The 21,620-nt window shown below is 45.5% G+C and carries 19 protein-coding genes; 5 read left to right on the top strand and 14 right to left on the bottom strand.

What is annotated here, in order from left to right; all coding sequences use genetic code 11:
- Window positions 1-14: 14 nt before the first annotated feature.
- The 9 genes from RJD38_RS03385 to RJD38_RS03425 all read right to left on the bottom strand — a co-directional run bounded on the left by RJD38_RS03385 (window position 15) and on the right by RJD38_RS03425 (window position 6,845).
- On the bottom strand, window positions 15-545 hold the full coding sequence (locus RJD38_RS03385; protein ID WP_065545068.1) for a TadE/TadG family type IV pilus assembly protein: 531 nt from the start codon (window positions 543-545) through the stop codon (window positions 15-17).
- The gene (locus RJD38_RS03390) at window positions 542-925 is read right to left on the bottom strand and encodes a TadE/TadG family type IV pilus assembly protein (protein WP_231893164.1); all 384 of its coding nucleotides are present in this window, start codon (window positions 923-925) and stop codon (window positions 542-544) included. The genes RJD38_RS03385 and RJD38_RS03390 overlap by 4 nt, the downstream gene beginning before the upstream one ends.
- A gap of 109 nt (window positions 926-1,034) precedes the next feature.
- Window positions 1,035-2,315 (bottom strand): TadE/TadG family type IV pilus assembly protein, encoded by a 1,281-nt coding sequence (locus RJD38_RS03395; RefSeq protein WP_065545067.1) that lies wholly within the window; start codon window positions 2,313-2,315, stop codon window positions 1,035-1,037.
- Window positions 2,316-2,336: 21 nt separating this feature from the next.
- Window positions 2,337-2,564, bottom strand: coding sequence for a hypothetical protein (locus RJD38_RS03400; RefSeq protein WP_005594127.1), 228 nt, complete (start codon window positions 2,562-2,564; stop codon window positions 2,337-2,339).
- 10 nt (window positions 2,565-2,574) lie between these two features.
- Window positions 2,575-4,041, bottom strand: a complete 1,467-nt coding sequence (locus tag RJD38_RS03405; RefSeq protein ID WP_040757854.1) for a type II and III secretion system protein family protein — start codon at window positions 4,039-4,041, stop codon at window positions 2,575-2,577.
- Between the two features lie 7 nt (window positions 4,042-4,048).
- Window positions 4,049-4,804, bottom strand: coding sequence for a Flp pilus assembly protein CpaB (cpaB, locus tag RJD38_RS03410; RefSeq protein ID WP_005594125.1), 756 nt, complete (start codon window positions 4,802-4,804; stop codon window positions 4,049-4,051).
- Between the two features lie 17 nt (window positions 4,805-4,821).
- Window positions 4,822-6,132 (bottom strand): AAA family ATPase, encoded by a 1,311-nt coding sequence (locus RJD38_RS03415; RefSeq protein WP_065545066.1) that lies wholly within the window; start codon window positions 6,130-6,132, stop codon window positions 4,822-4,824.
- Window positions 6,133-6,157: 25 nt separating this feature from the next.
- Window positions 6,158-6,649 (bottom strand): A24 family peptidase, encoded by a 492-nt coding sequence (locus tag RJD38_RS03420; RefSeq protein ID WP_065545065.1) that lies wholly within the window; start codon window positions 6,647-6,649, stop codon window positions 6,158-6,160.
- A gap of 16 nt (window positions 6,650-6,665) precedes the next feature.
- Window positions 6,666-6,845 (bottom strand): hypothetical protein, encoded by a 180-nt coding sequence (locus RJD38_RS03425; protein WP_005594122.1) that lies wholly within the window; start codon window positions 6,843-6,845, stop codon window positions 6,666-6,668.
- A 322-nt stretch (window positions 6,846-7,167) separates the two neighbouring features.
- Between RJD38_RS03425 and RJD38_RS03430 the strand changes: the two genes are divergently transcribed.
- The 3 genes from RJD38_RS03430 (at window position 7,168) to RJD38_RS03440 (ending at window position 10,912) form a co-directional block, all read left to right on the top strand.
- Entirely contained in the window at window positions 7,168-7,881 is a 714-nt protein-coding gene (locus tag RJD38_RS03430) for a helix-turn-helix domain-containing protein (RefSeq protein WP_005594121.1), read from the top strand.
- 181 nt (window positions 7,882-8,062) lie between these two features.
- Window positions 8,063-9,748 carry an AMP-binding protein gene (locus RJD38_RS03435; protein ID WP_065545064.1) on the top strand — a complete coding sequence of 562 codons (1,686 nt, stop codon included), beginning with the start codon at window positions 8,063-8,065 and terminating at the stop codon, window positions 9,746-9,748.
- 270 nt (window positions 9,749-10,018) lie between these two features.
- Window positions 10,019-10,912 (top strand): LysR substrate-binding domain-containing protein, encoded by an 894-nt coding sequence (locus RJD38_RS03440; RefSeq protein WP_065545063.1) that lies wholly within the window; start codon window positions 10,019-10,021, stop codon window positions 10,910-10,912.
- Between the two features lie 135 nt (window positions 10,913-11,047).
- Here RJD38_RS03440 and fusA read toward each other — a convergent pair whose 3' ends face one another.
- Window positions 11,048-13,135, bottom strand: coding sequence for an elongation factor G (gene fusA / locus RJD38_RS03445; protein ID WP_005594117.1), 2,088 nt, complete (start codon window positions 13,133-13,135; stop codon window positions 11,048-11,050).
- A 560-nt stretch (window positions 13,136-13,695) separates the two neighbouring features.
- Window positions 13,696-15,075 carry a DNA repair protein RadA gene (gene radA / locus RJD38_RS03450; protein ID WP_005594116.1) on the bottom strand — a complete coding sequence of 460 codons (1,380 nt, stop codon included), beginning with the start codon at window positions 15,073-15,075 and terminating at the stop codon, window positions 13,696-13,698.
- A 133-nt stretch (window positions 15,076-15,208) separates the two neighbouring features.
- Between radA and RJD38_RS03455 the strand changes: the two genes are divergently transcribed.
- The gene (locus RJD38_RS03455) at window positions 15,209-17,551 is read left to right on the top strand and encodes a PilZ domain-containing protein (protein ID WP_065545062.1); all 2,343 of its coding nucleotides are present in this window, start codon (window positions 15,209-15,211) and stop codon (window positions 17,549-17,551) included.
- A gap of 78 nt (window positions 17,552-17,629) precedes the next feature.
- Here the strand turns inward: RJD38_RS03455 and serB are convergent, their stop codons facing one another.
- Window positions 17,630-18,610 (bottom strand): phosphoserine phosphatase, encoded by a 981-nt coding sequence (gene serB, locus RJD38_RS03460; RefSeq protein WP_065545061.1) that lies wholly within the window; start codon window positions 18,608-18,610, stop codon window positions 17,630-17,632.
- Between the two features lie 151 nt (window positions 18,611-18,761).
- Between serB and RJD38_RS03465 the strand changes: the two genes are divergently transcribed.
- A complete protein-coding gene (locus RJD38_RS03465) occupies window positions 18,762-19,364 on the top strand; it encodes a YtjB family periplasmic protein (RefSeq protein ID WP_065545060.1) in 603 nt (200 codons plus the stop codon).
- A gap of 198 nt (window positions 19,365-19,562) precedes the next feature.
- Here RJD38_RS03465 and deoD read toward each other — a convergent pair whose 3' ends face one another.
- Window positions 19,563-20,282, bottom strand: coding sequence for a purine-nucleoside phosphorylase (deoD, locus tag RJD38_RS03470; RefSeq protein ID WP_005594112.1), 720 nt, complete (start codon window positions 20,280-20,282; stop codon window positions 19,563-19,565).
- Window positions 20,283-20,345: 63 nt separating this feature from the next.
- The gene (gene deoB / locus RJD38_RS03475) at window positions 20,346-21,566 is read right to left on the bottom strand and encodes a phosphopentomutase (RefSeq protein WP_065545059.1); all 1,221 of its coding nucleotides are present in this window, start codon (window positions 21,564-21,566) and stop codon (window positions 20,346-20,348) included.
- Window positions 21,567-21,620 lie beyond the last annotated feature (54 nt).

The raw sequence follows: 21,620 nt of genomic DNA on the forward strand, positions 1-21,620 counted from the left end.
AGCTTCCTTAGCTCTTAGCAGTCTGTCCTGTCTTCACCAGATGAGCTGGATTGTCGTAAAATACCTAAGCTTTCTGCAGGTAAAATCGTTTCAAACGCAGGTGTGTTACCGATCAAATCAATCAAAAGCGAGAGCACAACAAAGTTGTAGGTATAATTAATCGAGCGCGCTCGTACATAACGTATTTGCCTAAACTGATCTTCTAGCGTCGCATCATCGGCAGGTGGTGATGAGACAAAACCAGACACATCGATTTCAGCCCCATCAGAACCCAGATACGTAATTTCCAAGTTATCGCTCGTAAAATCAGCCGGGTATAAATTAGTCAGTGAATCAAGCTGCTTAATATCGTCTCGATCACTGATATAACAAACCGTTGCTAAACGCGCCGCCCGACGCGTCACTTCATTGACCATCTGCACTGAAAAGAAGTACGCGGCAAATTCCAAAATAGCGAACAGCAGCAGTAATACCGTCGTGGCAATAAGAATAAACTCGACTTGGGTGACCCCTTTTTGCCGTACCTTTTTATGTAGAGTTATCATGGTGCTGTCCTCATTTTCGTTGCTGCATCAAAGGTAAACGCTAGTGATACATCGGAAAAAGGCAGTTCCGAAAAGAAAGGCACATAGGTATAAGAAGCAGACAACGTCACCTCTTTACTTGCTCCCGTTGGGGCCGTTAAGGCAACATCATCAAGGCCTAAATGATCCAGTAAAGGCTCTGAAGTCCCGGTCGTGGTAGGCGTTCCATACACAACAACATTTTTAATGTTGGCTTCATCGGCTATCGAGCCAAAATCGAGCGTGCCATACGTATCCACCACCGCATAGCGAACTCCATTTTGCAGTGCTTTGTTCACTTGAGTGTATTGAATCAAAGCTCGGCCGACATCAATCACCAGAACCGCCAGCATCAATAACATGGGTAGCGCGATAATAAACTCCAGCGCAGCCAAGCCCTGTTGCTTGTTTCTTGTCGATATTGTCTCGCCCGTGACGACACCATAGGTACATCGATTAATTGTTTTCATATCACGATGCCCCACTAAATGGGTCTTTATACAATTGGATTCGATACAAACCGGCATCGTCAGGGTCTAACCCTGTCGAACCGTTATTGATCATGCAGTCGTATAAAAACTGACCAAACACAGAGGCATTACCGGTTTGCTCAACACTTTGCAGCAAGAAAAAACAACCGAAGCCCAACACGTCATAATTTGTTTTACCACCAGCGTCGGTACAATCGACAATCGGAATGCGTAGAATTCGGCGCCCGTTAGACCCAGCATCACCCAAATAATTATTACCATCACAACTACCACCGCTCGCACAACTTGCCAGCTCTTGGACATAATTGCTGTAGTAAAAATCATCGGTATACTCTTCTCCCGGCTCAGCAGGAATATCCGGTTCCTTCACATATTTATCGGGTAAATAGGTGCCATCATCCTTCATCGGCCCTTTAAAATTATTCAGGCGTGTATTCAAGCCTTGAGCGACAGGGCCGATACTATTACCGGGTTTAGTCGTCACCGTATTACCGATAATCGCGCAGCCATCATACCCACCAGCAAGCGCTTCACGTACCAAGGCAGCCCCGCCTTGTCCATTACCGCCAGGCTGGCTAAAATCGAGCAAGTGAAAATTACCCGGCCCCATATCGGTACTACCTTGTGAACCAATTTTTAATTCGTGAATCTGATCGGGGGAGTTATCTGCCGCGTTAAGAATATCGACACCCGGTTGTTGATAACCCCAAGCATCCGTCGCACTGCCCAACGGATCGCCACACATGGCAATTGGGGTTAAATTACACACCTCAGAGATCGAGGCACTGCGACCGGCAACCGCACTGGCTGAAACATTTTTATCAATCCCGAAGATGTAACTTAGAAACTGATTCAGTTCGATATCGATTGTTGCCACTCGGACATAGATATCATCCTCACCTGCTGAGGGCGAAAATGCACCCGCGGCTACGAAGGTTTCAAGATCAGAAGAGAATGTCACCACGGTATTACCATCTAGAACACCCAGTTCACTATTGCCATCTTCACCAATAAAATTGGTTAGCGTTTCACGGGCTGCCGTCTCGGCTAAAGCCACATCTCCTGTTTCATCAACGACGACCGCGCCCGCTAAAGCGGCAGAATCGACCGCATTTTGTAATCTGGTTTTATTTAACACCTGATGATTTAAATCGATGCTAAATGCAGCCATACCGAGCAAAAACAACATAACTAGGCTTATCAGCACTAATGTGATGCCTTGCTGCTTTCTCTTCAGTACGCCTTTATTGAGAACCACCATAAGTTCCTCCTAAGCGATCGCTCACTTTTGTTCCTTGGTGACCCCGTTATTGTTGTATGTCTCTAAACTCACTTGAGAGCGCTGCCCATTACCATCCGGCACATAACCTAAATTTTCTTGCCATGCATTGGGGTTGTACGTTTGCTCTGCTTTTAATTGAGATACAGTAATACCTAGTTCAGGGTCATTCGCGCAGCCTGCAAGGCCAAATGCGATGAAAACCATGCTCATTGCGATTGTGTTTTTCATTGTCGCCTCCTTACAAACTGTGCCCGAATTTGCCCTCAGAACCACCATCAGCCGAACTGAATTCCATTGTGTCTTGCTCATTTACTTGCGTATTGGTTGGCAATCGATATTTATCGAAGTCCAATCGAGCCCCTTGGCCAAGCAAGTAAAATTCAACATCATTAGGATTAACAAAACCATCGGTTGGTAATGTTATTCTGCGTCTATCGATCGGTTTGGCTAATCTTGGCGTCACCAAAATAACCAGCTCCGTTTCACCAGAAGTAAACTCTTCTGACTTAAATAACTGCCCAAGAACAGGGACATCTGAAATACCCGGAATACCATTCGCCACATTACGCGCATTTTCACTCAGCAAACCGGCAATCCCGATGGTTTGGCCATCAGCCAACTCCAACGTGCTCCCCGCACTACGCTTGGTAATCGGTGGCACGAGAAAAGTGGCATTGATCTCATTGGGGTTATAGGCCAATACACCCGAGTTCGCGATTTCACTCACATCAACCATCATTTTTAAATTGATTTTTTGGTCGCTAAGAACATAGGGAACAAAGTCTAAGGAAACACCGTATTCTTTGTAATCAATGGTGATGCCATTTTCATCGGGCACCGGAATGGGAAATTCACCACCGGCTAAAAACTCAGCTTTGGTACCACTGAGTGCCGTAAGACTTGGTTCGGCCAGCACTTTAGCGACCCCATTTTGCTTGGCGATGTCCAATGCGAAAGTAAACAGTGTATTGCTATCAACAAATGAGCCTAAAAAGCCAAAGTCTTCCACCGCGGGTATGTTGAGGATTGGACCGATATCAGTAATACCGCCACCAGCACTTGTTGCCCCCCAAGTAAAATCACCACTACGTTGGAAAAAGTGGAAGTTAGAATCGAAACGGCGAACCAGTGAACGTTGAACCTCGGCAACCGTCACTTCCAGTGTGACTTGCTGGGCGCCACCGATGGTCAATAAGTTAATGACTGAGCTCTCTTCAATTTGCTCATCTTTATTGTCATTATTTTCATCTGCCGCCTCACCAATTGAAAAGGTTTCAGCCAGTTTGATCGCAGTATCCATATTCTGCTGACTGGTCACTAAACCTTTCAATACGATCTTCTCTTGTGAGCTATGCACTTCAATACGCTCATTGGGTAGAAACTGATGCAACTTAGCTTTTAGCGTGTTGATATCGTGGGTCACCTCAACATTAAACGACTCCACAATGCGGCCACGAGAATCCCATACAGAAATATTGGTGGTACCTAAACGCTTACCAATCAACAACATTTCATTGGAACGAAGCATTAGCATGTCCACCACTTCAGGATCACCTAACGTCACTTTCTTCGCTTTTCCAGAAATCACCACCTGTGTCGATTGATGATGAGGGACACTGATTACCTTGCCAGTTTGGCCTGTCACTGCTCCGGCTGAAAAGCTGACTAAAAGCATTTGAAATAAGAACACTATTATTATTTTCATAACTCACCTAATCGCTTACTCGGACTTTCGAAGCCTGAGATCCTTTAATGACGGTCACACTGGGTGCATAGGTTTTTCGCTTCGCAACCACTGGCTTATCAACTTCATGTGGATTTCTCAACGCCAGTTGTATGTCACCTTTGCTGTTCTCTGTGAGTAGCTTTTCCGCTTCCTTCGGGCTCACTTCTAACGTCACCGCACGAACGATTACCGGCTTGCTATCGTTGGTCTTAGCGGTTTGGTCCACCGCCAACACTTTGATGTTCTTTAATACCGTTCGGGTATTGGCATAATTACCCCGGCTATTACTGACCGTATTGAGGACATCAACTCGGTTACCCGGTAGTAGGAAACCTGCGACACCGATAACGTCATTCACTCGTATCGTTACCGCACGTTTGTTCTCAGGAATGAGCGCCGCTAGCGTTGCTCCTTCACCTGGTAGTGATAACCGCGCAGGGTTAACCAACTCACCAGCGTAAATGGTATTGGTTACAATCTTACCAACCGCCTGTTCTGGCGTTTTCAGCATCTCATCGGTAATCCAATCCACTTCGATGAGCTTGGTGGTTAGGTGCTTATCTTCTAAAACAACACCGGGGGCAAGTTCATTGGCAGCAATCAGTACGGGATGGCGCTCAACTTGCTCCAACTCAACCGTTGGCTGAGATTGTGTATCAATCCAGCGTTTCGCGACAAATACCGCCCCTAAACCTAGAACCACTGAGAGGAGCAATAACATTAAAATTTGACTTCGGCTCATAAGACGAAATCTCCTTGTCAATCAATGGTGAAATACAATCCCCAAGCACTGCTTAATATCGTTGGAGAGACTCGTTTTGGTTGTTCATCAAACACTAGAATATCTCTGCTTATCCCCAGCAAATCTTTAGGTAAGCAAGGGTAGAATTCTGTTTTGTTGTTTTGATGTAATGCAAATAATTGCTCAAAGAAGCCATCACATAGCTCAAGTGATTTTTCTTCGGCTACGCTATGCCACAGTTCGATATAGTCAGATCTCTCTAATGGTGAGAACTCAATCTTGTAGCCAATTCGACGTAAAAATGCCGGATCTGCAATAGAACTTGGCGATAAATTCGACGAAAATGCGAGTGTAAGATGAAATGGTGCAGTGAGCTGTTGACCATTCGGTAGGCCAAGGTGATCGACCAGATATTCCATGGGTACAATCCAACGATTAAGCAATGCTTCAACGGGCATCGCTTGGCGCCCCAAGTCATCAATCACTAAGATGCCGTTATTCGCCATCATTTGCAGAGGGGCATTCCAAACACGATTGTGCTCATTGTGGTTCACTTCCAACATATCCATCGTCAGCTCACCACCAACCTGAATATTCGGTCGCTCACACAACACCCAGCGTTTATCATAGTGATGCTCTAAACTGACAAAACTTTGTGAGTGGTTATCATCTAAACGGCGATGATGCTGCGCGGAAAAAACACGAATAATGTTGCCATCGGCATAAATGGCATAGGGAATAAATACTGAGGTATTCAAAGCATTAAGCACTTTTGATGCGACGAAACTTTTCCCCGTACCGGCATGTCCATAAAGCAATAGTGCTCGACCAGAATTTATCGCTGGCCCCAACACAGGCACAAGATGCTCCGAGCCAAACACATCGAACAATGCATGCTCAACATCTTTACGTGTAATGGGATTAATTCGAATATCTTGAGCTTTAACCACCTCAATATACTCTTCTAATGACACCGGTAACGGTCCTAAATAGGCGTCTTTACGATAAGCTAACTCCGCCTCAGCCAGACCAAGTTCGGTCAGCCCATACCGAATATCAGAGTAAACACTGTTAGCAAAATCGCTGCTCGGTTGATAAACCACGACCCAATTTCGACTGCGTAATTGCACTAAAGCATCTTCAACGATATGAGAAACAACCCCAAGTCGCTGAGTTAACTCCAACAAATCGCTTTTGGGATAAGCGGAGAGATGTTTTAACAAAAGGTTCTCTACCACAGCAGCCGGAATACCTAATGCTTTACTATTAGACGGCACTTTTGGAGGTGTTATCTGAGGTACCAGCTCATTGTGCAGAGAAGAACCCATACTGACCTCCTGTCAGTTAATGTGGCTAATGAATGTAGTAAAAGCTCGCAAGACCAATCACCACAACAGGGGCAAATGGGATGACAAGTTTTGTCTGTTTACGCAAACCAAAACTGGCCTTTTCTAAATAGTAACCACGGGTGTTATACATAATGCTAAACGACGATCGTGCAAGGTATTGCAGTAGATAAAACCCACCAACAACCCCGCCGGCAAGAATAATGGCAATCAAACCACCTGCGAGTTGATCAACGCCTAACCATAACCCGATGACAAATAACAACTTAACATCGCCTCCGGCCATGATCCGAAGCACATAAAGGCCTAAGCACACACTGAATGAAATAATTCCTGCTACCAGGTGATCTAACCATGCCGCTTGCTCGTAAACTAAAATATGAAGCGTAGTAACGAGCAATAGTGCCAAGACTAGCTTGTTTGGAATACGGTGCTTCTGAGCATCTGAAACACCGATTGCAAACAACAACACCCAAAACAAAAGGTCAGTAATGTGCATAGTTTCGCCTTAACAATTAATCACCAATTGTGTCTATCTCGGTACCGACATCTTCAAATTTGCCTGCAAGCGTGCCCCAGAAGTCAATTGCGAGTAACGCCGCAACAATAAGCGCTGCACCTAAAATGTATTCCAAAAGTGTTAGGCCTTCTTCGTCTTGCATAAACTGTTTAATTTCATTGCGAATAGATTTCATATCCTTGTCCTCACTAAGCTCGACTTTAATTAAATAAACAGCGTTTTTACGTCGTCAACGGCGTCGCTGTCACTTAACAGTAGGTCACCAAGAAATTCTATTGTTAGGACTTTTTTGCCAACTCATTGCACATTTTTGTCTACCTCTAAATTTCCTACAGAGCGAAATAAAGTCACAATTTCCATCAAGTTTACTAAGATAACTAAACATGGGTCGCAATTTCACTACTCAACCAGTCACCTAACAATTCTAATAAAACAAAAGATTCACAACGTCATCGTTGAACTAGGAGGTTTTAATTAGGAACAATTGGAGCAAAGGAATGATGGATAATTTAGCGACGGTTTGCTGGCTGGGAGCACCACTGAATCACTGCCCGCCCTATTTCGCAACCATGCTCGAAAAGCGCTTTCGCATCATCGATTGCCAGCAAGACACTGCGATTTTGAGTGATAAAGAGGTTCGATACTGCTTTTTCTTTTTCCGCCCGCAGTATGTTCAATGCCTTAATAGCGCCTTAATGATGTGCCAGAATTTAGACAAGCATTTGATTGTTATTCATGCCAATGACATGGACAGCAACTTTGTTAATAGTGCCATTGCAGATTGCTATCAACTTAGTCCACGAACCGCTAAGGAATGGCTGGACCAAGTTGAAATAAAATACTTTCTCGACCTAGCTCAGCACCCTAGCCTGCGAAAATATCAAGGGAATATCGACTTAGAACTCGCGCCCGCCCTGCTGTACGTTTCTGAAAACATCAAAACAGAAATTAAAGAAGAGAACGCAGCTAACCTTTGTCACTACTCAGTCACTTATTTCTCTAAAGTCTTTCGTAAAAAAGTGGGCATGTGCTTTAGAGACTACGTCACTCATCAAAGGATTAGCCTCGCGAAGCGGATGCTGACTCACAATGACAATACTAAGATCGCCTATATCGCCTATCAATGTGGCTACCACGATGTCTCTTATTTTTCTCGGATATTCAAAAAGAAAACCGGAACCACGCCTGCGGCCTATCGACAGAGTTACTGATTCACACTTTTGAACGATTCGTTATCGACATTTTGATTAACATGCTAATATTAACAAATAATTAACAATAATAATCCTTCATCAGGAAAGTAACGCTTAGCGCCGTTCTTGCTCTCCCAAGTGCTAAGCCATACCCACCATAGAACGAAGGGAATCTTTGCCAATAACATGGAGTTAGACAATGATTCAGCCAGACCAATTGAGCAATACAAATTGCACGCTTCCCCCTGCCAGTGACATGATTCTTAAATGGGCTCAAGAACGCCCAGATGAAATTTATCTCAAGCAGATTATTAATCGCCAATTTGTCGAATACAGTTACGCTGATGTTGCCGATAAAGCTCTGAGGTTAGTCAGTGCACTCAACGAGCTAGGGATTCGCCCCGGCGATCGAGTAGCACTCGTTTCGAAAAATTGTGCCGAGTGGTTTATTTGTGATTTAGCCATGATGTTAGGCGATTTTGTCAGTGTGCCTATTTTTCCAACCGCCGGCGCAGATACCATCGAATACTGTCTCACTCACAGTGAGAGCAAAGTGTTGATTGGCGGTAAGCTTGATGATCCTGCCGCAACTCAGCAAGTGATTGATGCTATGCCTGAACTAATCACCATTAGTCTTGCCTATGACACCGCGCCACGCTGCCAGCATCAATTCACCGCATTAATTGAACAGTCAAAGCCAAGTGAAGCAAGGCCTCAGCATCACGACGATAAACTGATGTCGATTGTCTATACTTCAGGAACTTCTGGATTGCCTAAAGGGGCAATGCTGACCTACGGCGCGTTTGCTTGGTCTGTTCAGCAGTTGATTAATCACATTCAAATTGAACGTGGCGATCGACTGTTTTCTTATTTACCTTTGGCGCACATCACTGAGCGAGTCTACATTTTTGGATCTTCAATTATGGGCGGTATCGAAACCGCATTTCCTGAATCACTGGATACCTTTATCGATGATGTAAAAATGCAGCGGCCAACTTTGTTCATTTCCGTGCCGCGGCTATGGACGTTATTCCAACAACGAATCCAAGACAAACTGCCGCAAAAGAAACTCAATATTCTGCTGAAAATCCCATTTGTGAATACGCTGATTAAGAAAAAATTAGCCGATGGCTTGGGATTAGATCAAGCCCGAGTTTTAGGATGTGGCTCTGCCCCTGTCTCTCCTGCACTGCTTGATTGGTATCACCGTGTCGGTCTGAATATTACTGAAGCATGGGGGATGACCGAATCCTTCGCTTACAGCACGCTTAACTTCCCATTTCGCGCCGATAAAATTGGCAGCGTGGGGAATGCAGGGCCGGGGATCGAGTTAAAAATCGCCGACGATGAAGAGATCATGGTACGCGGTAAGGGCCTATTTTCGGGTTACTACAAAAATGATATCGCCACTCAAGAATCCTTTGATAGTGACGGCTGGTTGCACACTGGCGATATCGGCTCAATCGATAGTGAGGGTTACCTCACCATTCAAGGCCGTAAAAAGGACACCTTCAAAACAGCCAAAGGGAAATTTGTGGCACCCGTGCCGATCGAGAAAAAACTCTTTGAATACACTCGTGTTGAGATGATGTGTTTGATTGGCCTTGGTCTGCCAGGACCTATATTGTTGGTCGTGCCGCATGACTTCCCCAACTTTGATCCGCAGCGTTATGAGCGTAGTACGCAAAAAGTGATTGAGCGCATGAACACCACATTGGCCTCCCACGAGAAGATCAAAGGTGTGCTGATGATCAAAGAACCTTGGAGCATCGAAAATGGCGTGCTAACACCAACGCTTAAAATTAAACGACATATTCTAGAGAAAAAGTACCATGATGTCGGTGCCAACTGGCCGAAAGACCAATTGGTGGTGTGGGAGAAATAATCATAGAAAGGAGCGCGTGGCGCTCCTTTTGGTTTGAACTCTTCAGCGGTTCTTCGCCAGCAGATTTTTCCTCTCTGTTTCTTGGGCTCGGGGCCGAGCGATTAGGCAAAACTGAAACCCAATCGTCATATTCCGCACTCCGCTCCATCCTATCGACCATCACCGCTTGCCTCTCCTCGCTAGGTTTGTATGATGAAGATCATTTGTTCAATGCGATGCTTTTGAACACTTCTTTTTTTCTTCTTAAAGAAACCAATATAGTAGAGGCTTATGGACAAGCGACTTAGAACTCTTTCCAGCTTACGTTACTTTGAAGCGGCTGCTCGATTACAAAGCTACAGCAAAGCCGCCGATGAATTGTTTGTCAGCCAAGCGGCTGTTAGTCAAACCATCCGACGTTTAGAAGATGATCTAGACTGTAAGCTCTTTCAGCGTAAAGGGCGTGGTATGGCACTGACCTCCAAAGGTCAAACGCTACTAGAGCATGTTGCTCTTGGCTTTGAACAAGTAATTTGTGGTCTCAATAAGATCCAGAATGAACCGTTAGATGGCTTACTTAAAGTCAGTGCTCCCCCTTCGTTTGCTTCACGCTGGTTGTTACCTCGCTTATGGAAGTTCACCCTCGAGCATCCTGACATTTCCATTCGCATCATTACTACGTGTGAAGCGATGGATGTGCTACATGGCGAAGTCGATGTCGCCATTTGGCAAGGCGAAAGCCTCATTGGTGAAGAATCACTAGAGAAAGAGTTACTATTTGAAGAGCCGATTTATCCTTTTTGTTCGCCATCACTGGCGGAATCGACCACCTTTGATGATCCTAAACAACTGCTCGATTGCTGGTTGATCCACTTTGACTCACCCTCTTTTCAGTGGCATCAATGGTTCGAATGTAATGGCTTAAAGATGAATGACAATGCCGTGCATTGGATGGAGGTAGACACCTTCGATATGGCAATGAGCGCCGTTGTTGCCGGACATGGGGCTTGCCTAGCCAGCGATTGTTTAGCCAGTGACTTTGTTGAGCGAGGTTTACTGGTTAAACCTTTTAATACCGGCTTAACACCCGGCATCCAGTTCAACCTATTTACCGCGCAAGAATCACCACGTAGGGAGCGAATAAAAGCCTTCACCTCTTGGCTACATGAGGAGATCAGCCAATAGATATGCCTCAAAATACCTGAGCTAAGGCAGGTAAATGCGCCGGCATCTGTCGACAAAAACTAGACTAGCGAATAAAGAAAAAGCCCCTTGAGCTTACGCTCAAGGGGCTTTGAAATTATAGAGTTAACTTAAGAATTACTTCTTAGCGTTACGCTCTTTAACTTCTGCAATCACTTGCTCTGCCACGTTGTTTGGACATGGTGAGTAGTGAGAGAATTCCATAGAGAACTGACCACGGCCAGAAGTCATAGTACGTAGAGTACCGATGTAACCAAACATTTCTGAAAGTGGAACATCACCCTTGATACGTACGCCAGTAGTACCAGCCATTTGATCTTTGATCATACCGCGGCGACGGTTAAGGTCACCGATTACGTCACCAACGTGGTCGTCTGGAGTGAACACGTCAACTTTCATGATTGGCTCAAGAAGTTGCGCGCCAGCTTTAGGCATAGACTGACGGAATGCGCCTTTAGCAGCGATTTCGTAAGCGATAGCTGAAGAGTCAACTGCGTGGAAGCCACCGTCGAATAGTTCAACTTCTACGTCTAGAGTTGGGAAGCCAGCTAGAACACCGTTGTCCATCATGCTAGCGAAGCCTTTCTCTACTGCAGGCCAGAATTCTTTAGGTACGTTACCACCAACTACTACAGAGCGGAACGTGAAGCCTGAGTTTGGCTCACCTGGTTTGATACGGTAGTCGATCTTACCGAACTGACCTGAACCACCAGACTGTTTCTTATGCGTGTAGCTATCTTCAACTGCTTGAGTGATAGTTTCACGGTAAGCTACTTGTGGAGCGCCTACTTCTAGCTCAACGCCGTAAGTACGCTTAAGGATGTCCACTTTGATGTCTAGGTGAAGTTCGCCCATACCTTTAAGGATGGTTTCGCCTGAATCTTCGTCAGTTTCAACTTGGAAAGATGGATCTTCAGAAACCATTTTACCAATCGCGATACCCATTTTCTCAGAACCGTTTTTATCTTTAGGCTTAACAGCGATAGAGATTACTGGTTCTGGGAAGATCATTGGCTCAAGAGTTACTTCGTGTTTAGGATCACATAGAGTGTGACCAGTCTTCACGTTCTTCATACCAACAACTGCGATGATGTCACCAGCTTGTGCTGAATCGATCTCGTTACGGTCGTTCGCGTGCATCTCAACCATACGGCCGATACGCTCAGTTTTACCAGTTGCTGAGTTAAGGATAGTGTCACCCTTCTTCAGTTTACCAGCGTAGATACGGATGAACGTAAGTGCACCAAAGCGGTCGTCCATGATTTTGAACGCTAGCGCTTTTAGTGGCTCATCTACTGATACAACTGCGAATTCGCCAGTCGCTTCACCAGTATCTGGGTCAGTTAGAGGTTGAGGATCTACTTCTGTTGGAGAAGGTAGGTAATCAACTACTGCGTCAAGAATAAGCTGCATGCCTTTGTTCTTGTACGCTGAACCACAGTAAGTAGGGAAGAACGCTAGATCACGAGTACCTTTACGGATACAACGTTTGATGTCTTCAACTGAAGGCTCTTCACCTTCCATGTAAGCCATCATTAGCTCGTCGTCTTGCTCTACTGCAGTTTCGATTAGCATTTCACGGTATTCAGCCGCTTGCTCAACCATATCAGCAGGGATATCTTGAACTTCGTAGTTTTCTGGCTGACCAGACTCATCCCATACGTAAGCTTTTTGGCTTAGTACGTCAACAACACCTACGAAATCGTCTTCGATACCGATAGGTAGAGTCATGATTAGTGGCGTAGCACCTAGTACGTTTTGTACTTGGTCACAAACTTTGTAGAAGTCAGCGCCCATACGGTCTAGTTTGTTAACGAAAATGATACGTGATACGTGAGATTCGTCAGCGTAACGCCAGTTAGTTTCTGACTGAGGCTCAACACCGCCAGAACCACAGAATACACCGATACCACCATCAAGTACTTTAAGAGAACGGTAAACTTCGATTGTGAAGTCAACGTGTCCAGGAGTATCGATGATGTTTAGGCGGTGATCGTTCCAGAAACAAGTAGTAGCTGCAGACTGGATTGTAATACCACGTTCAGCTTCCTGCTCCATGAAGTCAGTAGTAGTTGAACCGTCGTGTGTATCACCGATCTTGTGGATTTTACCAGTTAGCTTAAGGATACGCTCTGTAGAAGTAGTTTTACCTGCGTCTACGTGAGCAAAAATACCAATGTTTCTGTATTTTGATAAATCAGTCATTGTCTTACTCTGTTAATAAGGTATAAAGTGCGCGCAGAGTATATCATATTCTGTCAAGACTGATACCTTTGCATGCAGTTGGATTGAAAAAAATATTTGGCCCATTTTCCACTCAGAGAAAGGATAGCCAACTTTTCACAATTCGTCCTAAAGTCCCCTCTTTTCGTCTCTTTCTGTTTCCATTCTTACCTCAAAAATTGCCACATCAATGCGCTGCTTTCAGAGCAAAGAACCAGCAGCATTAAGACTGTGTGATGGAAAAAAGAAGAGCAACATAACACCGAAAACACTGCATGTTTTCTGCCATGCGGTACACGAAAGTCGTTATATCTGAGTCAGGGGTATCTTTAAGCGTTCAATTTGCGCTAAGCCTACCGATTTTGTTCAGTGCTAGCAAGATGAAAAGCGGTTGCATTTCAACCAAATGGTTCTTGCATCAACGGAATAGTATCAATTATAGACGCCGCAGCGTCATCAAATTAGATTTGCACTCGCGCAATTCCCCTCAATGCAGCACCAAGATAAATTCAATACTGCAACTCAATCGACCCGATAGAAATTCAAAGCTCGTCGAACGCCTGAATTGCCTCCGAAAGTTTTTTAACTCCGTGGATCTGCATGCCTTCAATACCGCCTTTAGGCATATTGGCCGCGGGAACTATCGCGCGTTTAAAACCGTGTTTAAATGCTTCATTGAGACGTTCTTGGCCACTTGGCACAGGACGAATTTCTCCCGCTAAGCCGACTTCACCAAACACCACCACATCTTTTGGTAGTGGACGATCTCTAAAGCTCGACAACAATGCCATAACCAAAGCAAGGTCAGCACTGGTTTCGGTCACCTTCACACCACCAACGACGTTAACGAATACATCTTGGTCCGCCATCTGCAGTCCACCATGCTTGTGTAATACAGCCAGCAGCAACGATAAACGGTTTTGCTCTAAGCCCACTGCCACACGGCGTGGATTGCCCAGTTGTGAATAATCGACCAAGGCTTGAATTTCAACCAAGAGTGGACGCGTCCCTTCCCAAACCACCATCACGGAACTGCCAGAGGTTTCCTCTTCACCGCGAGAAAGGAAAATCGCCGACGGATTACTGACTTCACGTAAGCCTTGCCCTGTCATAGCAAATACGCCTAACTCATTCACCGCACCGAAACGGTTTTTATGGCTGCGTAAGGTACGAAAACGGGTATCGGTGCCACCATCCAGTAATACTGAGCAGTCAATAATATGCTCAAGGACTTTCGGGCCTGCCAATGTGCCATCTTTGGTGACATGTCCAACCATAAACACGGCGACATTATTTTGCTTAGCATAACGCGTCAGCGCCGTGGCTGACTCACGCACCTGCGCAACCGTACCCGGTGATGATTGCACATCAGCAACGTGCATGACTTGGATCGAATCGATCACCATAATTCTTGGCTGCTCTTTCTCAGCCACTTGGCAAATACGATCGACATTGGTTTCTGAGAGCATTTTTAGATGCTCTTTTGGCAAGCCTAAACGTGAAGCGCGCATGGCCACTTGCTGCAATGATTCTTCACCCGTGACATACAAGGTGGGCATTTGTGCGGACAAAAGACACATGGTTTGCAGTAGTAATGTTGATTTACCCGCACCTGGATTACCACCGATCAAAATCGCCGCACCAGGTACGATACCGCCACCAAGCACTCGGTCGAGCTCTTTAAAGCCACTGCTAAAGCGAGGCACCTCTTGCAGATTAATTTCCGCCAAGGTTTGCACTTGGCTTTCATCGCCAGAGCCAGCATAACCGGTCAATCGTTCATTACGTGCAACCGCAGGAGATGCAGCAAGGCGCACTTCGCTGATGGTATTCCAAGCGCCACAGGCACTGCATTGACCTTGCCAACGAGGAAAATCTGCCCCGCAATCATTACAAACGTATGCTCGTTTTGCTTTTGCCATGTGACCTCAATGTGTTTTTGTGATGTTGGCAGCCTAAATAGCCAGCTTATAGACTTGATTCGCCGTAACATATCACTAAAGATCTAATAATCAAGGCCGATATCAGTTTAGACAAGGACGGGCTTAAAAAAACATGCAGAAGCAGGCAATACTCTCTATCTCAGAACGACTGATTCCCGTATATAAAACGGAGGACTTTGAATACCTTCTGTCACAATTGACAGATGGCGAACCGCCGTCGTTAAAAATTCTGGTCAAGATGGAACTCAAACGCCTGACTACCCCCTGCTATCGTTCTATCGATTTGCGCGGCAGAGTGAAAGGAGAATGTCGAGAATACGAGTTAGATGGCATCACTCATTGGCTCGATGATGTGGCTTTTAATATCTATCACAAAAACGTACGTAAATTCAGTGGTTATACCGAAGGAGTCTTTGACTCACTCAGTAACACACGTAACAGTTTTAAAGTGATGAACCAGAAAGGTAAGCCGCAAGGCTCTGATCTCACTAACACAGCCATCAGCTTCCACGCCGAACCCATCGTGATGGGCTACGATCTGAAACGAAAAGAAAACCGACTCAAGATCTCAACCCAGATTGAAATCCACCTCGCCAATGATCAACTGGTTCATGGCGTTACAGTGGACATTTCCCCTTCTGGTGGTCGACTTAAAGCCCCTTCTGCTTTTGATTATAAATTGGGGGAAGTGATCTCGGTTGTTTATACCGAAGTGGCTCGTAGCAACAAGATTGTTAATATCGAAGAGGCGATCCAGTATCGCATTGTTGGCATTGATGAATCACATGAAAATGACGCCGTTCGATTTTTACGCGTAATCAAACTCGATGAAACCCCAGTGGTGGATGAAATCATCACCCAATTTCTCCACACCCATTCACTCAAAGCGCGTCACGATAATCAAGATAAAGTGATCCGAGCCCGCTCACGTGGCTATGAACACAACTATCTCAAACACACATGCAACCTGCCGGTGTTCTTTAGTGGCAATGAGTTGAAAATGGTCTTGATGACCGAAAACAACCAAGCTATTTGGCAATATTGGAATGATGAGCGCAACCAATTAACGCTCTCCAACCTATTTAGCCAAGAACGGATGGGGCTGCTCACCAAACCCGGCGTACGTGGCAGCAATAATGTGCTCTACTCCTTCAAGCATCAACAAGGCGATAAAGAACGTTTCTTCTCAATGATGATGCCTGAGGCTACGCGTGAACAGCGCCAACTGTTTTGGCATGTGGGCGCAAAAAAAGAGAGCTGGAAAGTGTTTCGCCTTTCGGTATTTGAACTTTCGGAACACGAGCGCGAACATCTGGTGAATTTACCACCTGACTCTTTAGATCTAACCCGAGAACTGACTCACTTTGGTATTTTACAAGAGATCGCGGATCATCATTCTGGCAAAGATTATTTGCTGACGGAAAAGCCGCGTTTAGCCACCAGCGAGCTGAACCGTTTCTGTCACAAACGTAATTGTGTCGATACCCCAATCAGTCTCTACTTTGATGCACAAAGCCGTCGCAGAGAACCTCGTTATCAGTTCCGCTCACCGCTATTTTTGTCAGCCAGAGGGCAGCAAGCTTCCGGCGTGACCTTAGATATTTCTCGTCGTGGTCTATACGTTGCTTTGAACACCCCGATAGAGCTCAAAGCGGGCGATCAATGCGACATCAACTTCAGTGAGTTGCAGCTCTATGACCGTTCTTTGCAATTAAGCAAAGTGCCTTATACCGTTATTCGCATTAGTCCGGGTGGAAAACGGGTGCAACTGGTGATGGATAACAACAGTAAAAACCGCCGTACCATGACCTTCTTTGGCCGCCTGATTGAACACAATCACGAAAAGTTAGTCGCCAAACAAGAGAACTTGCCAAGCCAAGAGTTACTAGAAAGCCTGCATAATGTTTTGCTCGACAAGATGATCAGTACGCCGCTATTCGTGGAAAAAAAAGGCAATAGCCTAAAGCCGAAAGTGATTGGCGTGAACTATCCGCTGCTGCCTCACTTAACGCTATTTGCCAAGTTAGGACACAATGATAAATACTCTTTAGAAGCAGTCTATAAGGGGCGTACCACCACATTATTAGCGGCGCCGATGAAACGCATCGAGGGGGCAACCCCGCAATATCAAGAGTTGTATATATCGGCAATCAAATTTGGCTCACGTATTCAATCGCTCGAAACCATGCTCTCAAGTGACTTTGAATCGACACATGAACGTATCGAATTCATTAAAAAGACCCAATTAATGGGTGATTTTTATGCTTTGAGGATCTGCGCAACGCCTGTGTTTGACCCAATTACCGCTTTACTGCGCAAAGATCTGGAAGATCTAAGCAACATCAGCATGCACCAAGCGCGTACGCTCGAGAAAGAGATCTGTTCGATTGTCGGTTACAGCGAATATATCGATATTACTGAAGAAGTGTTGATTCGCCTTGAGCTAACACAATAGCACCTCTCACAATGCGTCGTGTAGAAACAAAAAAAGCGAGCTTCGGCTCGCTTTTTTACTCGATTCGTATCAAGTCACTTAAGGTAGTGGCTTAAAACTGATTTTCTGTTGCTGAATCAGCTGCGCAGATAAAATACACAGCACACCACCTAAACCACTGTAGCGCACCGCACTCTGCGCTTGTTGTTCAACCTTCGGTTTAGCATGATAAGCAATACCTAAACCGGCAACACCCATCATAGTGAGATCATTCGCGCCATCACCGACAGCAATCGTATTATGCACTTCTATCTGATATTGCTCTGCCAGTTGCAGCAAAATATCCGCTTTGGTCTGCGCAGAGACCACCTCCCCCAACACTTTCCCCGTCAGCTTACCATCCACAATTTCCAATACATTTGATTGGGCATGATCAAGGCCAAGCATCTGCTGTAAGTGATCAGAGAAATAGGTGAAGCCACCAGAAGCGATCGCACTCTTCCAACCAAACCTGTGTAGCGTACTCACCAGCTCACCTAAATCGGGCATTAACGGCAATGACTGACGCACTTGGCTCAAAATACCTTCGTCAGCGCCTTCGAGCTTAGCAACACGTTGACGTAAGCTTTGTTCAAAATCGAGTTCACCTTGCATCGCACGCTCAGTGATCGCCGAGACTTCCTCGCCGACACCAGCCAACTTCGCAATCTCATCAATGCACTCAATTTGAATCGCCGTCGAGTCCATGTCCATCACAATCAAACCCGGCTTAGTCAGATCGGGAATATCGCGCAGTTGTGCATAGTCTAGCTCTAGAGCCTGTAAAATCTCTTCCAATTCAGCGGTCAGCTCACCGGCCATCAAAGCAACTTCATATTGCCCGACCTTCCAAACATCGACGATCGGGTTATATTCACCAGTGAAAAAATCGATGTCATCGAACTGTTGCCCATTGAGATAGTGAGCAAACACAATCCAACCGGCCTTTTTGCGATCGAAATTAGTAGACTGCTGGGTTTCAGGTAAGCGATTAAGTAGCGTCGTATGACGACGTATTGATAAGGTATTAAACATATCCATGTCAAAAATTCCTGTTAAAATTGCTTCCACGTTACCCTATTGCAATTTGGTAACGCAAGTCTCAATATGCGCAGTGTATACGATATTTTATGTTTTAGCCCGCGAGTCACAGCTCACTGCTATACGACTCTAAGGTAATGGAAGGTAACTAATGGACTCTTCTTTGTTTTCATTTCGTATGGCGATAAGAGTGCTGGTCATTCTGTTTTTGATTGCTGGCGGTGCGATGATTGCGGTTAATAGCGTGAAAATCACCAAAGGTAACGAACAGATCCAAGCAAACCAGCTCGAAACATTTACGAAAGTACTCATTTCTCAAGCCTCTCTGTCGGCTGGCACCATGATCTCTGAAGGTGACCAAGAGCGCTTGTTACGCCTCACCAATCAATTGTCGCAAGACAAATTGGTGTTTGATGCCACAATCTATAATGCGGAAGGTATTCGCCTTGCTTCTAGCGATAAAGCCAAATCAGTACGTGAAATCCTGGGCTTAGATACCCCATTGGAAACGGCGCGAATCGGCCGTCAGCAGTTGGTTGAACCCATCATGCATGACAATAGCATCGTCGGTTTTATTCGCATGACCTTTGAAACCGGTAAGTTGACCGCCTTTTCCGATCACTATTACCGCAAGAGTGATCGCTACATGTACTCGATGGTCGGGGTGAGTTTTGTGGCTGGTTTCTTATTGGCCTTCATTATTCGCCGTAAGCCAAAGAACAAGGGTGAAAACTTGTTGCTGAGAGAGATGTAGAGCGAGAAGCGAGAAGCGAGAAGCGAGAAGCGAGAAGCGAGAAGCGAGAAGCGAGAAGCGAGAAGCGAGATATTTTAAAGGGTTGAAGTAGTCATACTTCAACCCTTTTATTTTGCTTCAAGACAACGCATAAAGGTTATCTTGATATCTAAAGCGCAACATCTCCAACTCTCAAAGTGAGCACTCTAATCGACGTTATTAGTCTGCGTCGCCAAGTAGAACTGAATCTAGGGCAATCAACATCATGTCGTTAAAGGTGTTTTGACGCTCTTCAGAAGAGGTTTGTTCACCTGTTTTAATATGATCTGAAACAGTACAGATAGTCAGTGCTTTCGCGCCGTATTCAGCTGCAACACCGTAGATACCCGCCGCTTCCATTTCAACACCCACGATGCCGTATTTGTCCATTACGTCGAACATTTCTGGATCTGGCGTGTAGAACAGTTCAGCAGAGAATAGGTTACCGACTTTTACGTCGATACCACGAGCTTTTGCTGCATCTTCAGCTGCACGAACCATTTTGTAATCTGCAATCGCAGCAAAGTCGTGATCTTTAAAACGAATACGGTTTACTTTTGAGTCAGTACAAGCACCCATACCGATAACCACATCACGTACTTTAATGTCTTCGTTAACCGCGCCACAGCTACCAACACGGATCACTTTCTTCACACCAAAGTCTTTAATTAGCTCTGTAACATAGATTGAGCATGAAGGAATACCCATGCCGTGGCCCATAACCGAGATCTTACGACCTTTGTAAGTACCGGTGTAACCGAACATATTACGAACATCACATACTTGAACTACGTCTTCTAGGAACGTTTCTGCAATGTATTTAGCGCGTAGCGGGTCGCCCGGCATTAGAACTACGTCTGCAAAAGCACCCATTTCAGCATTAATATGTGGAGTTGCCATTTGTGTATTCCTTTTCAAAATATAAGTAAGGCGCTACGACTATCCGTAACGCCATTAAGTAATTTACAAGAAGCCTTTGCCATAATCCATCGGAGATGTAGCAAAATAACCTGCTAGCGTCTGGCCGATATCCGCAAACGTATCACGCAGGCCTAACGAGCCAGCAGGCACCTTCTGACCGTAAACAATCACTGGGATATGCTCACGTGTATGATCGGTTCCTTGCCATGTCGGATCACAACCGTGATCGGCGGTTAGGATCAGGATGTCATCTTCTTGCATCAATTCTAGAACTTCATTGATGCGACCATCGAAATATTCTAGCGCTGCTGCGTAACCCGCGACGTCACGACGGTGACCGTAAGCAGAGTCAAAATCAACAAAGTTAGTGAAGACAATCGTGTTGTCACCCGCTTGCTTAATCTGCTCTAGCGTTGCATCAAATAGCGCTGGGATGCCGGTCGCTTTTACTTTCTTAGTAATACCGCAGTTCGCATAGATATCAGCAATCTTACCGATTGAAACCACATGACCTTGCTTCTCTTCAACCAGCTTTTGCAAGACGGTGGTTGCTGGCGGCTCAACCGATAAATCGCGACGGTTACCAGTACGTTCAAACTGACCTTTACCTGGGCCAATGAATGGACGAGCGATAACACGGCCAATGTTGTAGTCTGCCAACTCTTCACGAGCGATTTGGCAAAGATCCAATAGACGCTCAAGGCCGAAGGTCTCTTCATGACACGCTATCTGGAATACAGAATCAGCCGAAGTGTAGAAAATTGGCAAACCCGTTTTCATGTGCTCTTCGCCCAAATCATCAAGCACTTGTGTGCCTGACGCATGGCAGTTGCCTAAATAGTCTTCTAGGCCCGCACGCGCAAGAATGCGATCAGTCAGCTCTTTAGGGAAGCTATTGCTCTTATCGGTAAAGTAGCCCCAGTCGAATAATACCGGTACACCGGCAATTTCCCAGTGACCTGACGGAGTATCTTTACCAGAAGAGAGCTCCGCCGCATGACCGTAAGCACCAATGATCTCAACATCACTCTCAAGGCCAGCAGCAAAGTGACCGGTTGATTCTTTGTGCGCCATCGCCAAACCAAGCTTAGATAAATTTGGCAGTTTCAGTGCGCCGCTGCGCTGATCGTTATCGGCTAAACCTTTCGCACACTGCTCTGCAATGTGGCCCATGGTGTCAGCACCAACATCACCAAATTGTGCAGCATCTGCTGTTTCACCAATACCAAATGAGTCTAGGACTAAAATAAATGCTCTTTTCATTGCTCGTTCCTCAGGCCCACTTGGAATTCGTTATTATTAAGTAGGCCTTAATTA

The sequence above is a fragment of the Vibrio scophthalmi genome, from assembly GCF_040869025.1.
GTDB classification, from domain to species: domain Bacteria; phylum Pseudomonadota; class Gammaproteobacteria; order Enterobacterales; family Vibrionaceae; genus Vibrio; species Vibrio scophthalmi.